At 71.1% G+C, this 13,598-nt stretch carries 19 protein-coding genes; 8 read left to right on the forward strand and 11 right to left on the reverse strand.

The features are described from left to right. Positions 1-31: 31 nt before the first annotated feature. The 9 genes from PUR61_RS27015 to PUR61_RS27055 all read right to left on the reverse strand — a co-directional run bounded on the left by PUR61_RS27015 (position 32) and on the right by PUR61_RS27055 (position 6,860). A complete protein-coding gene (locus PUR61_RS27015; RefSeq protein WP_329882023.1) occupies positions 32-1,210 on the reverse strand; it encodes a methyltransferase domain-containing protein in 1,179 nt (392 codons plus the stop codon). Further along, positions 1,207-1,350: a hypothetical protein gene (locus PUR61_RS27020; protein ID WP_329882024.1), complete on the reverse strand. Its 144-nt coding sequence runs from the start codon at positions 1,348-1,350 to the stop codon at positions 1,207-1,209. Before PUR61_RS27020 ends, PUR61_RS27015 begins: the two co-directional genes overlap by 4 nt. Positions 1,351-1,570: 220 nt before the next feature. After that, complete coding sequence (locus PUR61_RS27025) at positions 1,571-2,785, reverse strand: helix-turn-helix domain-containing protein (RefSeq protein WP_329882025.1); 1,215 nt, start codon at positions 2,783-2,785, stop codon at positions 1,571-1,573. Positions 2,786-3,005: 220 nt separating this feature from the next. Continuing rightward, positions 3,006-3,878 carry a transporter substrate-binding domain-containing protein gene (locus PUR61_RS27030; RefSeq protein ID WP_329882026.1) on the reverse strand — a complete coding sequence of 291 codons (873 nt, stop codon included), beginning with the start codon at positions 3,876-3,878 and terminating at the stop codon, positions 3,006-3,008. A gap of 66 nt (positions 3,879-3,944) precedes the next feature. Next, on the reverse strand, positions 3,945-4,724 hold the full coding sequence (locus PUR61_RS27035) for a hypothetical protein (RefSeq protein WP_329882027.1): 780 nt from the start codon (positions 4,722-4,724) through the stop codon (positions 3,945-3,947). Further along, entirely contained in the window at positions 4,721-5,161 is a 441-nt protein-coding gene (locus tag PUR61_RS27040) for a hypothetical protein (RefSeq protein WP_329882028.1), read from the reverse strand. Before PUR61_RS27040 ends, PUR61_RS27035 begins: the two co-directional genes overlap by 4 nt. A gap of 402 nt (positions 5,162-5,563) precedes the next feature. Further along, entirely contained in the window at positions 5,564-5,755 is a 192-nt protein-coding gene (locus PUR61_RS27045) for a DUF397 domain-containing protein (protein WP_329882029.1), read from the reverse strand. 57 nt (positions 5,756-5,812) lie between these two features. Next, on the reverse strand, positions 5,813-6,004 hold the full coding sequence (locus PUR61_RS27050; protein ID WP_329882030.1) for a DUF397 domain-containing protein: 192 nt from the start codon (positions 6,002-6,004) through the stop codon (positions 5,813-5,815). Continuing rightward, the gene (locus tag PUR61_RS27055; protein WP_329882031.1) at positions 5,997-6,860 is read right to left on the reverse strand and encodes a helix-turn-helix domain-containing protein; all 864 of its coding nucleotides are present in this window, start codon (positions 6,858-6,860) and stop codon (positions 5,997-5,999) included. The genes PUR61_RS27050 and PUR61_RS27055 overlap by 8 nt, the downstream gene beginning before the upstream one ends. Before the next feature lie 315 nt (positions 6,861-7,175). On the opposite strand from PUR61_RS27055, the gene PUR61_RS27060 reads away from it, so the two are divergent. The 6 genes from PUR61_RS27060 to PUR61_RS27085 all read left to right on the forward strand — a co-directional run bounded on the left by PUR61_RS27060 (position 7,176) and on the right by PUR61_RS27085 (position 9,953). Beyond that, a complete protein-coding gene (locus PUR61_RS27060; protein ID WP_329882032.1) occupies positions 7,176-7,544 on the forward strand; it encodes an ATP-binding protein in 369 nt (122 codons plus the stop codon). Continuing rightward, positions 7,541-7,789: a hypothetical protein gene (locus tag PUR61_RS27065; protein WP_329882033.1), complete on the forward strand. Its 249-nt coding sequence runs from the start codon at positions 7,541-7,543 to the stop codon at positions 7,787-7,789. Before PUR61_RS27060 ends, PUR61_RS27065 begins: the two co-directional genes overlap by 4 nt. Then, the gene (locus PUR61_RS27070) at positions 7,777-7,995 is read left to right on the forward strand and encodes a hypothetical protein (RefSeq protein WP_329882034.1); all 219 of its coding nucleotides are present in this window, start codon (positions 7,777-7,779) and stop codon (positions 7,993-7,995) included. Before PUR61_RS27065 ends, PUR61_RS27070 begins: the two co-directional genes overlap by 13 nt. Beyond that, a complete protein-coding gene (locus PUR61_RS27075) occupies positions 7,992-8,270 on the forward strand; it encodes a hypothetical protein (RefSeq protein ID WP_329882035.1) in 279 nt (92 codons plus the stop codon). The genes PUR61_RS27070 and PUR61_RS27075 overlap by 4 nt, the downstream gene beginning before the upstream one ends. A gap of 238 nt (positions 8,271-8,508) precedes the next feature. Beyond that, positions 8,509-9,081 (forward strand): papain-like cysteine protease family protein, encoded by a 573-nt coding sequence (locus PUR61_RS27080; protein ID WP_329882036.1) that lies wholly within the window; start codon positions 8,509-8,511, stop codon positions 9,079-9,081. A 20-nt stretch (positions 9,082-9,101) separates the two neighbouring features. Then, complete coding sequence (locus PUR61_RS27085) at positions 9,102-9,953, forward strand: hypothetical protein (protein WP_329882037.1); 852 nt, start codon at positions 9,102-9,104, stop codon at positions 9,951-9,953. A 95-nt stretch (positions 9,954-10,048) separates the two neighbouring features. Here the strand turns inward: PUR61_RS27085 and PUR61_RS27090 are convergent, their stop codons facing one another. Further along, complete coding sequence (locus tag PUR61_RS27090; protein WP_329882038.1) at positions 10,049-10,198, reverse strand: hypothetical protein; 150 nt, start codon at positions 10,196-10,198, stop codon at positions 10,049-10,051. A gap of 437 nt (positions 10,199-10,635) precedes the next feature. Here PUR61_RS27090 and PUR61_RS27095 point away from each other — a divergent pair, with 437 nt between their 5' ends. Continuing rightward, on the forward strand, positions 10,636-11,943 hold the full coding sequence (locus PUR61_RS27095) for an alpha/beta fold hydrolase (protein ID WP_329882039.1): 1,308 nt from the start codon (positions 10,636-10,638) through the stop codon (positions 11,941-11,943). Positions 11,944-12,054: 111 nt separating this feature from the next. Here PUR61_RS27095 and PUR61_RS27100 read toward each other — a convergent pair whose 3' ends face one another. Further along, positions 12,055-12,636 (reverse strand): TetR/AcrR family transcriptional regulator, encoded by a 582-nt coding sequence (locus PUR61_RS27100; RefSeq protein ID WP_329882040.1) that lies wholly within the window; start codon positions 12,634-12,636, stop codon positions 12,055-12,057. Positions 12,637-12,851: 215 nt separating this feature from the next. Here PUR61_RS27100 and PUR61_RS27105 point away from each other — a divergent pair, with 215 nt between their 5' ends. Next, positions 12,852-13,244: a VOC family protein gene (locus tag PUR61_RS27105; protein WP_329882070.1), complete on the forward strand. Its 393-nt coding sequence runs from the start codon at positions 12,852-12,854 to the stop codon at positions 13,242-13,244. The last annotated feature ends 354 nt before the right edge of the window (positions 13,245-13,598 follow it).

Raw genomic sequence — 13,598 nt, forward strand, 5'->3', positions numbered from 1 at the left:
GGCGTCCCCGCTCCGACCATCTCGACTGAAGTCAGCCTTGGAGCGGTACCGGGTTGTCCGGGCCGTCCAGCCATACCGTGTGGCCGTCCCGCGTGGCGGTGAGGCCGAACCGGTCGAGTCCGGGACGGCCGCGGTCGTCCCACCAGCGCCACGCGGCTTCCACCTCGTCCCAGAGCCTCCGGGGACCGGACTGGTACACCTCGTACTCCGTGCGGCCCCGTTCGTAGTCGGCGGACGCCCACGACAGGGTGTCCCGGCTGTAGACCCACAGCGTGTAAGCGCCGTCCTCGTACCGTTCGGCCCGCCAGAACGCACCGGGCACACCGCACCCGATCACGAATTGTTCGAACCAACCTCCTGTGTCCGGAGGGGCCAGAGCGGTGGTGCCTCGCACCCCGCCGGCAGGCCACGGTTCGCCGTGCAGGTAGTCCTCGAAGGGCGGTCGGTCCGTCCGCTGTTGACGCAGTCTCATGAACGCCGAACTCCGGGTGAACCGACCGCTCGCGCTGCTCCCGTCCCCACTGACGGTCAACCGGACGATTTGCTCGCCGCCGTACTCGGCGCCGAACGGGGCGAGGATGATTCCGCCGGGGGCCGTTTGGGCCAGCCATGCCGGAGGGATCTCCAACAGGGAGCACGTCGCGATGACCCGGTCGTAGGGAGCACCTTGCGCCCATCCTGACCGGCCGTCGCCCTCGACAACGGTCGGGCCGAGTCCGGCCCGGTGAAGATTCTCCCGGGCTCCGCGTGCGACATCCGGGTCGTACTCGACGGTCACCACGTTGCGGTCGCCCAGGCGGTGAGCCAGGAGGCCCGCGTTCCATCCCGTGCCGGCGCCGATTTCCAGCACCCGGTTGCCCGGCTGTGTGTCGAGGTCCTGAAGCATCGAGAACACCATCATGGGCATGGAGTTGGACGAGCTCGGAGTGGTGCCGAGCCCGTCTCCCGCGTGGTCCCCGTCATCCCACTGCGTGGTCAGCGGGATGTCCGAGTAGACGGCCCTTCGCCACGCCTCGGGGTCCTGGGAGCGGTACACCGCGGCGTTCTGCCGCGTGCCGTCCGCGATCCCCGGCCAGATACGGTCCGGCACGAACAGCTCACGGGGGACGGCCTCGAACGAGGGGAGCCAGTCCGAGGACAGTGCGCCACGGGCCAACAGCGCGGAGGCGAGCCCACGGGGGCTCGCCTCCCGGTGCGTTGTGCCGGTCACTTGCCGCTCGCCGGGGACGAGCCGTCGGAGGTGTTGCCACCCTCGTCGGACCCGCCGCCGCCGTGCCCCGAGCCCTTGTTGCTGTCGTCCTGCTGCTTGCCGCCCTTGCCGTCGCCCTTGCCGCCGCCGTGCTTGCCCATGCTTGGGGCTCCTCTCGATGTGGTGGTGTCGGATGGCTGGTGCCGTGCCGTGTCGTGTCGGCCGCGCTCAGCGCCACCGGCGCCGAGCGGACCTGTACGCGGGTAGCCGTCCCGGTCCCGCGAGCTCTCGCCATCAGCCCGACTCCTCTCCGTGACCGCACGAGAAGGTTCCCGTGACGGCGGAATCGCCGACAGGGACGGAACGTCCTATTTTTGACCGCTAATCACAGAGCCCGAGCGTTCGTGCCAGCTGTCGTAGGCCGGGCGGGCGGGCGGGGCCGGCCAGGAGGTCGGCGACGATGGAGACGGCCAGCGTGTGGTGCCTCATCCATCCGGGCGCGACCCGTTGAAGCTTCTCCGGAGTCGCCACAGCCGACGTCGCGTCTCCGACGTCGACGTGGGCGCGAGCGACGTCCAGAAGGAGCCAGGTGCGCCACGACGGAGGGACGTCCGCGCTCAGTCTCATTCCTCGGGCCACCCTCAGCGCCTCATCCGGACGGGCGTGCTGCACAGCCAGCCGCACGCGCTCGATACGGACCGAGGAACGGCTGAACACGCTGACCATGCGACCGTCCGAGGTGGCGGGCAGGCGAGCGAGCCCGGTCGTTGCCTTCTCGGCGGTGCGCATCATGTCCGAAGCGCCTTCGAAGTCCCCACCCCGAGCGGTACTCGTGGCCGCCGACATCAGCAGGCCACCCCAGACGCGCAGCCCGTCGGCGTCGGTGATGCGGCCCCGCTCCACTTCGTCGGCGGCGTGCACGGCCAGGTACCGGGCATCGTCGAGCCGGTTCTGCCGCTGATACGCCCAGGCCACGGAGTTGCACACCATCGCTGCCAGCAGCGGGTCCCCGGAGGCGTCCGCCGCTGCCATCGCCCTTTCCAGGCTGGACAGTCCGAGATCGGTCTTTCCCAGCCGAATGGCGAGGTGGCCGCCTAGTTGCAGTGCCTTTCCCAGGGCATGCTGCGCTGCCGGCCGGTCCTGCCCCTTGCCGACGGCGGCAGCGAGACGCGCATCGCCGATGATCTCGGGAAGCATGCTCATCACGCGGCCGAAGTCGGCCTCGTGGTAGAGCGTCCACGCGTCGGCTATCTCGGCCCGGAGCATGGGAAGTGAGAGATCGTCAGCACTGTCCGGGGTGGGCGGTGGAGCGAAGAGCGGCGGCATGATCGCACGGCGGACGGCCACGAGCTCCGGTGGTTCGATGTCCCCGGTCGAGGGGACGGCCGGTGGGTCGCCCAGCAGCGCCGTCAGCTCGACGTCGAGGCCCTTGGCGAGGGCGTGCAGGGTGGGCAGCCGTGCTGACTGCTTCCGCCGTTGCTCCAGCTTTCGGACCACGTCCACGGAAATGCCGGCCTTCGTGGCCAGACCTTCCTGTGTGAGATCGGCCATCCTCCGGAAGTTGGCCAGGCGGTCTCCAAGGTGCTCGATAGCCATGCGCCGACAGTACGCCTCGGCTGCCGACCATTGGTCGACCACTCGGCGAACGCGGAACGGCCCGGGCCCGGATCGGCCTCCTCGGCCGCGTTCGAACGGCTCGGCCCGGCAGTTCCCCGGGCCCGGGGACATGGAGTTGCGGGCGTCGGGAGGGCTGCCCCGGTGCAGGAAGTCGGCCGGGCCGACTTCCTGCACCGGGGAGCGGGGGTGGTGTTCCCGGTCAGTTCACGGCTGCGTTGCCCACGCCGTCGCGGCAGGACAGGGCGTCGATCTCGGACGCCGTGGGCCTGGCCTCGTTGCGCGTGTCCAACGGCACCTTGGGCAGGTTGTTCTGGAAGTCGCGGTCCCACTCGTTGCTCACCGCGTACTTCTTCATGGCCTCCCGCAGGATCTCGCAGTCCTTGCGGTGGCCCTTCGCGAGGGCGACGCCGTAGTCGTTGGCCGCCCCGAACGCGATCTCCGGCACGACCGCGAGCGTGGGCTCCGCCTCCATGAAGCCGTAGAGGATCAGCTGGTCGGTGGAGACCGCGTCCACCCTCCCCTCCTTGAGCTCCTTGACGCAGGTCCCCGCGTCCTCCTGCTCGCTCAGCCGCACCTTGCTGTAGGAGGGCTTGTTCAGTTCCGACGCGGACGTCGTGCTCCGCCAGACGCACACCAGCTTGCCGTCGAGGTCGCCGGTGCTCCGGAACCGGTCCCGGTCGTCCGCCCGCACGAGGACGCCCTGCTGGCCGGAGGCGTACGGGCCCACGAAGTCGAGACCCTCCCCCTCGCCGTTCTCCTTGAACGGCCGCATGCGCTGCTCGGTGATCGAGTAGGTGGCCACCACGAGGGCGAAGGTCTCGTTCCGCAGGAAGGGGGCGCGGTTCTTGGACAGGACGCCGTCGAAGAACGGCGTGCCCCCGTTGACCCGTTCCAGGAGTTCCCTGGCCACGGTGACGTCCAGCCCGACGAACTCGCCGGAGTGCAGTTCGAGGCCGGTCCCCGGCTGGTCGCTCTTCACCCCGACCCGTACTTGCTTCCCCTCGCCGAGCAGGGGCTTCTTCGCCTCGCCCCCGCAGCCGGTGAGGGCGGTGAGGGCGAGGAGGGCGGCCACGGCGGCAGCCCTCCTCGCCGGTACGTCCCGACGCTTACCCGTCACGTGCTTCCCCCAGGATCGTCGTCAGTCGTTGAAGAGCGTTCCGCGTGCCGCCACCTGCATGCTGCAGCCGGGTCCGGTGCGCACGGTGACGTCGATCGTCACCTCGCCGCGGCTCCCGCCGAGGTCGAACTCGACGACGGCCTGCGCGGGCACCCGCTTGGTCGTCGGGGTGACTCCCGGCGTGGTCGGCGTCAGGGTCGCCGTCGTCTTGTGGACACAGGTGGGGGACGTCGGGTTGTCGTCCGAGACCGTCAGCGCGAGGCGGAGGTGGTCCCGGACGCTGTCGGCCGTCGAGGCGGGCACCACCAGCGTGCGTGTCCCGGCGACGGCGCCGGCCAGGGGCTGGCCGCCCCGGACGGTGATCTCCACGGTGATCTCGCCGTTGCGCCGGACGTCCTCCAGTCCGGCCAGCCCGAGGAGCGCGAGGACCAGCGCGGAGGACAGGAGCAGCAGGCCGGCCGTGGACGGCTTGCTCGGCACCGCTGCGGGCGCCGACCCCTTCGGGCCCTTCGCGGCCGCCCCGCCGATGACGCACAGGACGGCCACGACGAACGCGGCGGAGAGGGCGAGGTAGAACCAGAGGTACTGGTGCTGCGGACCTCCCGGCCAGGACAGGACGGCGTAGACGGCGGCGGCGACCGCTGCCAGGAGCGGCAGCAGGACCACGACCGGCAGCGAGTCGCCGTTCCGCCCGTTGCCGAAGTTGAAGATGCTGCCCGCGCCGATGGTGCTGCCGACGATCGTGCGGTCGCCGGTCGAGGTGACGGATGGCGGCCCGTTCGCGGCCGGGGGTTCCGTCACCGGGTGTCGCCGAAGTTGAAGGTGTTGTTGTCGCCGAAGCTGCCGCCGACGATCGTCCGGTCGCCGGTCGAGGTGTTCGTGACGGGCCCGGCGGGCGCCGTTCGGACGAGGTCCACCAGCCGTTCCGCGGAGAGGCCGCTCGTCGTCGCGCTGCCGAGCCACGAGGACAGTGCCTGTGCGAGACGGAGGCGCTCGGCATCACCGAGGCCGCTGAGCAGGGTGTCCACCTGTTCCTCGGGCAGGTGGTGACGGTCGAGGGCTTCGGCCACCTCGTCGGAGTGGCGTCCGAAGAGCCGGCGGAAGAATCCCTGGCCCGCGTCCAGGGTTCCCCCGGCTACGCGTTGGGCTGCTTCCTGTGTCAGGTGTGTCCCGAAGGTGGTTGCAGCGACGGTGAAATACGGAGCAATCGCAGTGATGTCGGCGAGCAGTTCGGACATGACTCCTGGCCCCCCCAGTACGTCTCGGCCACACGCTGATAGCTGTGTCGACAGGGATGGTAGCGATCGGGGGACCGCAGCGCATCAGGCTTGCTGGGCTGACTGTCCGTCAGTTGCCGGGCTCGGAGGGCGATCTGGTGGCGGTCGGGGCTGCCGGCCCGTGGATCCGGGTGCGTCGAGGCTGCCGGCGGTCCTGGTGTTCGCCCCGGTGCGGGACCGGAGGGCGACGCGTCGGTCTTTCCGGGGACCGGGCCACCTGTCGGGCCGGGCTCCGGGGAACGGGGGATTCCTCGTTCGGGCCGAGTGGCGATTCGGAGGGAACGTCCTGGTATCGCAAAACCCCGCCCCGCCGAGCACCCAGCTCGGCGGGGCGGGGCTTTCGTGCTCCGGATCGTTCGGAGGTCAGGCGTGGTGGTCGAGTTCGCCGGCCTTGATGGCGTGGAGGAGACCGGTGAATGCGGTCGGGGTGGTGCGGAGGATGACGTCTCCGTCGTCGGACTCGCGGAGCTCGATCAGCCCGTCCGTGAGACGTACTTCGACGCACTCGTTGTTCGCTGCGCTGTAACTCGACTTCTGCCAAGCATGGGTGCTCATGGGGCCTCCGCGATCTGGGTGGGGAGGGCATCGGCGCTGCAGTTTCACCGCCGGAGGCTAGACATGCTGGTCGAGTTCGCCGGCTTTGATGGCTTGGAGGAGGTTCGCGAAGGTGATGGAGTCGGTGTGGACTATGACGCCGGGGTCATCGGACTCCCGCAGCTCTACCGCCCCGTCGACGGCGCGGATCTCGACACACTCGTCGTGTGCACCGCTAAAGGTGGACTTCTGCCAATCCTGGTCAGGCATACCTACCCTCAACTTCCTTCATGACGGATCGAATGAGCTCCAGTGACTCATCCTCGGGTAGGGCGGTGGCTTCCAATCGAGCGAACACTGATCGGTAGCTTGCCAGGTGTGCTGGCGAGTCGAAGAACTGGACGGCTTGGGCGACGTCCATCTGCACGGTGTCCAGCTCGGGGGTCACACCCTCGGCGAAGGTGAGGTTCTCGCTGGACCCGGGAAAGGTGTCGGCGCTGAACGGCATCACCCGGATCGAGACGCCAGGCATCTCGGAGGCATCTGCGAGAGCAGAAAGCTGCTCCACGAGGATCCTTGGTCCACCGAACTGCATGCGCAGTGCTGCCTCGTGGATGAACGCCAGGTAGGGGACCTGCTGAGAGTGAAGGACCTGTTGCCGCTTCATCCGGAATTCGGTTCTCAGGTCGATGTCTTGCTGTGTGGGAAGTGGCGTGGCGCGTGCGAACACCGCTGCGGCGTAGGAACGCGTCTGGAGAAGACCGGGAATGTACGTGGTCGTGCAGGTGTAGAGCCTTCGGGCGTGGCCCTCGACCTCTGCCACTTCGAGGAAGTCGGTCGCCAGGGCTCCCCGGTACTCCTCCCACCAGCCCTTCTTTCGTTCCACCGCCATGTCGGCGAGGGCGTCGATCAAGGGAGTGTTTCTGCACGCGCAGGCGGCGGCCACCGTCCGTAGCCTGTCGGAGCTGACGCCGATCTTGCCCGTTTCCATCTGCGTGACCTGCGTGGGGTTCAGCCCGAGGGCGCGTGCGAGCTGACTGCCGCCGAGACCGGCCTGCTCTCGCATCTTCCGCATCTCGGCGCCCAGACGGCGCTGGCGCAAGGTCGGGTCGCGTCGAAGCGGCATGTCGTCCTTTCGGGGTGGCTTGGGACCAGTCTGCCGCGCGCGCCATGAGGCGGTCCAACCATGCGTGGGCGGCCCGGATACTGCGGTTCCCCCGCAAGGGGGAATCTTCCAGATCGCGCCTTCAATTGAAGACGCTCTGGGCTATCGTCAATGTCACAGCGATCCGACGGGTCGTCAGTAACGCTTGTTCGTACGGGCGGCAGGCGCCTGCTGCCCTCTCGCACCGCAGAGCAGCCATGGCCGGGCCTGGCTCACGGTGACGTCTCCGTCCTCGCCTCTCCTCCCCACTCGCACGACCTCACTCGGAGGTTTCTCATGCGTGCCTTCAGCCCGCCCGACTGGTCCGCCGCCCGCGAGGAGCTGCGGGACGTGCTCGCCCTCGCCTGCTGGCCGGACGACCTGATCCGCGACGCCGAACTCGCCCTCCACGAGCTGTACGTCAACGCCTGGCGCCACGCGGGCTGCCAGGCCCCGACCGTCGTGGTCGTCCTCCTTCCCACCCGCACCGTCCGCGTCTCCGTCGCCGACGACAGCCCCACCCTCCCCGAACCCCGCAGCTCCGCCGACCCCTACGAGCTCTCCGGGCGCGGCCTCCACCTCGTCCGCTCCCTCACCCACCGCTTCGGCGCCGACCCCCGCAAGTCGGGCAAGCGCGTCTGGTTCGAGCTGGACGTCGCCGCGTGAGCCCGGAACCGATCGCGCCGGACGACCCCGTCATCCGCACCTACACCGACGCCGAGGTCACCGCCCTGCTTGCCGAACTCCACGAAGCCGGCCGCCCGTTCGGCATCCGATGGGGCTCCGCCGCCACCCGCCCCGGCACCGTGGACGGTCGCATCCTGATCGACTTCGGCAACGCCCCCGTCGCCACCCTTCTCAACCTCCTCCGCCTCCTCCGCGAAAGGACCGACCCGCGATGGGAGACCTGATCCCCATCCCGCGCCCGCACATCGAGCGCACCACCGTCCCCTACCTCACGGTCGAGTCCGTCCCCGACGCAGACCTCCAGCTCCGCCTCCCTGTCGACCTCGACATCAACGCCGCCCCCGGCGACCACCTCGCCGTCCCCCTCACCCGCGCCCAGGCCCGCGACCTCCTCGAAAGCCTCACCCACCACCTCGGATACCTCCGATGACCGACTACCTCGTCGCCACCGCCTTCGCCGTCCTCCTCGCCCTCGCCCTCGCCCTCACCACCGTCGTCGTCGGCGTGGTCACGAGCCTGCGGATCGAGGACACCCCACCCCCGCCCCCCATCACCCGCCACGGCCGCTGGGAACTGCGCCACCACCCCGACGGCACCACCGAATACGCCTGGATCGCCCGCCAGGCCGGCCACTTCAGCCCTGAGAGCAATCCGATCCCCGAGCAGCGGCAGCATCCCCGGGGCCGCCACCGCATACCCCGCTGACCGACCCGCGCTGCCCGGGCCGACCCCGGCCCGGGCCGCTCGGACGACACAGGTCGCCGCGCGTCCGGTGGAATCCAGGAGCCCCAACGTCCCTCTGGCTACGCACATTTCAAGCCATCCAGCTCTTATATGGCTAACAACCCCTTCGGCTGTAGTTTCCACGAGCCCCCTGGGGATCGGCGGCGGTCCGCGCTCTCATGTCGCTGGGCACTCACTCGCCCCATGGGAAGGCAGGGATATGAGCAGATTCAGGTTCGCGGCCACCGGACCGGCCTTGGCGCTGGCGGCCTCGGGGATCCTCCTGGCGGCAGGCGGTACGGCCCGGGCGGAGGCCGGCTACGACCAGATCACCATGCTGAAGCAGGAGAAGAGCCAGTGGTGCTGGTCGGCCGCCGGGCTCACCATCGCCAAGTTCCAGGGATTCGGCACCACGCAGGCGGACTTCTGCGACCGCGCCTCCCAGTACAGCGGCGGTCCGAGTTGCAACAACCAGCCCGCCACGCTCGGGGACATGGCCAACGCCTGGTCGAGCCTGGGCCTGTCCAAGACCGGTACCGGGATCAGCAGTGCGGCCTCGTTCGCCCAGGTCACCACTGACGTCAAGGCGGCCCGGCCGATCGGCGCCCGAATCGGATGGACCTCCGGCGGTGGCCACATGAACATCGTCTACGGCTTCGACACCTCGAACAACACCATCGCCGTCGCCGACCCGTGGCCGGACACCGCCACCTACACGTGGTGGAACTACGGCGACTACGTGAACAACAGCTCGTTCAAGTGGACCCACTCCCGTACCGGCATCTCCCGATAGACAGAGAAGGAGGGCGACACATGCGTGACCGAGGAATGCCCGTCAAGCGGGAGACCATTCGGTTCTCCCGGCTGCCCATCGTCCTGGCGCTGAGCGCGTCCGCACTGCTGTCCGCCGTCGGCCCGGCCCGCGCGGCCGACATCCCCGACTACCAGGCCGCCCTCGACCTGGTGAAGTCGGCCGACGTCCGCGACGCCGTCTGCCGCTTTCTCGGAACGCCGCTGCCCCAGGGCGGATCCGACACCGTGGTGACGATTCCCGACACGGCCTCGCCGTGCGAGGGCCTGCCCGCGTTCACGCTCAAGGACCCGCTGGCGGTGAACGAGATCACCCCGGGCTTCGCCGCGGGTACGGCCCCGCCGCTCCCCACCGAGGCCATCAGGCTGAGCCACCTCGTCTCCTCGCTCAACGCGACCGTCAACGACCGCACCGCCACGGTGCTGCTCGCCCCGACCGAGGGCGGCGGCTGGCACCTGGCGGGGGTGCGCGACGGCGACAGCGACGCCACGTACGCCGGCAAGGCGGGCTTGGGCACCCTGGTCTTCACCGAGCCGCAGATCCGCGGCTGGTACCAGCTGAAGCTCACCACCGTGGAGCCGCTCAACGACCAGGCCCGGGAGGGGCTCGACGGCCAGTCGGCGGTGTCGCTCGCCGACTACCAGAAGCTCCTCAAGGCCCGTTACGCCGACAAGCTGCCCGGTTCCGAGTACGACACCCGGGGCCTGTCCAGCGGGTACGGGACCACTGACCGGGCAGCCGACCCGTCCTCCCGGACCCCGCTGCTCGCCGGCGGCTCGATCGCGGCGCTCGCCCTCGTGGGCGGAGCCGTCGTCCTCGGCCGGATCCGGCGCCGGAACCGCGACACCGCCTGAGTCCCACGTCGCCGCCCCGGACCCCGACAGGATGCCGGGGTCCGGGGCGGAGGCCGTCGGACCCGCTCCCACCGGCGGGTCCGAGTTCGTGCGGCCTAGCTCCTGACCTCGGCCTTGTGGGAGTCGCCCCGGGGCGTCTCCGTGGTGCTCCGGGAGTGGGCCGTACCGGCCGTGCCCGCCGCGCCGCCCATGGCCAGCGCCATGGCGGCCACCGCGGTGGCGGCGGCCCTCTTGATCCTCTTCATCCGTGTCCCCGGGTGACGAGTCGGTCCACTCCACCGGGCGGCGGGGCGGGGCGGGCCGGACACCCACGGTCGAAGGACCGGGGCAGCGGGTGCCGGCCTCGCCGAGAACCTTCCGGAATCGGCTGTCTGTTCGTCAACCAGCCCTGAGAACAAGGGACTTGAAAGTCACATCGACGTGCCTCATCGGGCACGGAATCACCGTGTGTCGCAGGTGGACGCAACCCGGCGGCGGTGGTGGCGGGTTGTTCACGGGCATGAGTATGCGTGGGAAGACCCATCCGAACCGAGGGCGGCGCGTACTGTCCGCCCTCCTGGCGCTCTCCGCCTCAGTCGCGACCCTCGCGCTGACCGGACCGGCAGCCGCCCAGAACCAGTCCGAGCCGAGTACCTCCGCGGCGCCGATCAGGTGGGGCTCCTGCCCCAGGAGCGAACCGCCCATGCCGGACCCGAACCCCGCCGCGCAGTGCGCGACGGTCGAGGTGCCGGTGGACTGGTCGAAGCCGCACGGCCCGAAGACCGGCATCTTCGTCGCCCGCCTGCGGGCCGCCGACCCGGCCCGGCGCATCGGCGTCCTGATGTCGAACCCGGGCGGCCCCTGGGCCCCCGGGGCCGACGACGCGCTGCACGCCGGTCACCCCCAGAAGGGCGTCTACACGCCGGAGATGCTGCAGCGGTTCGACATCGTCGGCTTCGACCCGAGGGGCAGCCACCGCAGCCGGCGCGCCCGCTGCGACGAGTCGATCGCGGGCGGGATCACGTCCCGCCCGCGCGACGCGGCGGCCTTCGAGCAGATGCGCACCCTGAACGGCCGGCTCGCGGCCGGCTGCCTGCGGCTCACGGGCCCGCTTGCCGCGCACATGGACACCGAGAGTGTGGCGCGGGACATGGACGCGATCCGCGCCGCCCTCGGCGAGCGCCGGATCAGCTTCCTCGGCCACTCCTACGGCACGCTCCTCGGCGAGCGCTACGCGCGCCTGTTCCCGGAGCGGCTCCGCGCGCTCGCCCTCGACAGCGTGATGGACCCGGACCGGCCGAACGCGGAGCGCTTCCTCACCGACGCCAGCGTCACCGCCGACGACACCTTCAAGCGCCTGGCGGCCTGGTGCTCGACGGCGCCGTCCTGCGCGTTGAGCGGCCGGGACCTGGCGGCCGTCGCCGCCGAACTGTTCGCCCGCGCCGAGGCCGGCACGCTCCGCGTCCCGGGACCGGACGGGCCGACGCAGGCCGTGGCCGACGCCGACGGCCTGTCCGACTTCCTCACGTTCCTGGCCTGGGGGTGGGACCCGGAGCGGGCGACGCGGGAGCTGGCCGCCGTGTACACCGGGACGGGCACGGTCTACTGGCCCCAGTACCAGGGCCCCAGCCGTGACATGCAGCTCGTGCTCTGCCGGGACTACGACCTCCGGATCCGCGACCACGCCGAGTACCGGGCCATCCGGGAGCGGGTCGCCCGGGCCGCGCCGCACGTCCGCGTCAGCACCCAGGGCCTGGACATCGTCCTCGGCTGCCAGGGCTGGACCCTCCCGCCGAAGGCCCGGCCCGCCCGGGTGGCGGGCGACCTCCCGCGCGTCCTGGTGGCGAACGCCACCCTCGACCAGCGGACGCCGCTGCCGGGTGCGCGCCGGATGGCGCAGTCCTTCCCGGGGGCCACTCTGCTCACCCGGGACGTCGTGGGCCACTGGCTCTACTCCTCCGAGCCGACGAAGGGGGCGTTCGACGCCTACCTCACGGACCCGCGCGGCTGACCCGCGAGACCGGGGCGGGCGGTGGGAGGGCCGGCGAGGGGCCGCTGTGGGGGCGGCCCCTCGCCGGCCGGGCCTCCGTGGGGCGTTCGGCCGGGCGCCGGGTGCGAGCGATCAGGCCGACGTGTGCAGTCCCGACAGGAGTCGGTCGAGCGCCTGCTCCGTGGCCCGGGAGTCCCCGCCCCGTGCGATCCAGAGCGCGGCCTCGTTCATCGCCCCCGAGAGCAGCCGGGCCAGCGGCTCCACCGGCTGGTCGGCGACGGTCCCGGCCGCCACGAGCGCCGTCAGGGCCTCCGCCAGGTGCCGGGCGGACGACTCCTCGTCCAGCGCCCGCCACTCGTCCCAGCCCAGCACGGTCGGCGCGTCGACCAGCAGGATCCGTCGCACGGCCGGGTCCGTCCCCGAGGCGAGGAAGGCGCGGCAGCCGGCCCGGAGCTGCTCCCAGAGGTCCTCGTGCCGTTCGGCCTCGGCCGCGACCCGCTCGCCCAGTTCCCGCTGGACCTCGGCGACGACGGCCCGGAAGAGCCCGGCCTTGCTGTCGAAGTGGTGGTAGGCGGCCCCCTTGGTGACCCCGGCGGCCCGTGCCACCTCGGCCAGCACCACCTGGTGGTAGCCGTCGGCGGCGAACCGCCGCCGCCCTTCGGTCAGCAGCGCCCGCCGGGTGGCTGCCCGCTGCTCCGCCCGGTTGACCGCCATTGCGTCGCACCGCCCTTTCCATTTCGCGTACCCCGGGTATGCTAACTCCAAGGTTCACATACCCCGGGTATGTGAAATGGACGCGAAGGGCCTCCGCCATGACGAACGACCTCAGGAGCGACCTCGGGACCGGCCTCGGGGCCGAGCCCGCGAACGGAACTGCGAACGGAACTGCGAATGCGCCCGCGGCCGGGCTCGGTGGCTTCTACCCGGTGATGGCCACCCGGGACGTGGCCGCCTCCCGCGCCTTCTACACCCGCCACCTCGGCTTCGAGGTCACCTTCGAAGCCGACTGGTACGTGAGCCTGCGCCGCCCCGACGCCCCGCAGTACGAGCTGGCCCTGCTGGACCACACCCACCCGACCCTCCCCGAGGGCCACCGGACCCCACTCCGGGGCGGCCTGCTGCTGAACTTCGAGGTGGACGACGTGGACGCCGAGCACCGGCGACTCGTCGCCGGGGCCGGCCTGCCCGAGGTGCTGCCGCTGCGCACGGAGGAGTTCGGCCAGCGTCACTTCATCGTCGCCGCCCCGGACGGCGTGCTGATCGACGTCATCACCGTCGTCCCGCCCAGCGAGGAGTACGCCGCCCAGTACACGGGCGCCTGACCGGCGGCCGGCCTCGCGGAATCCGCAGCGTGCCCCGTGGGGCGCGAAGGCGACGCCGATCCGGTCCGCCCGGGCCCCGGAGTGCGGTGCACCCCTCCAGCTGCGCTGTGGCGGCCTTCGCAGTCCAAGTCCTTTCGCGGGACCGTCCGTTGAGGCAGGCGGGTCGGCCCGCGCGGCCCTTACCGACCGGTTTCGGTGACGACATGCCAGGCGGTCGGCGACGCTGTCCGGGAGGGGCCGGTGCCTGCGTACGCGGATGCGGACGCGTCCGCGGGCGTGCCGTGACCGACCGCCGTGTCGGGCGGCCGGGCCCCGCCCGCCCGCCTGCCGTCCGGCAGGCCCGCCGTCGCGCGG

Source organism: Streptomyces sp. BE20, assembly GCF_036322525.1.
GTDB lineage: Bacteria > Actinomycetota > Actinomycetes > Streptomycetales > Streptomycetaceae > Kitasatospora.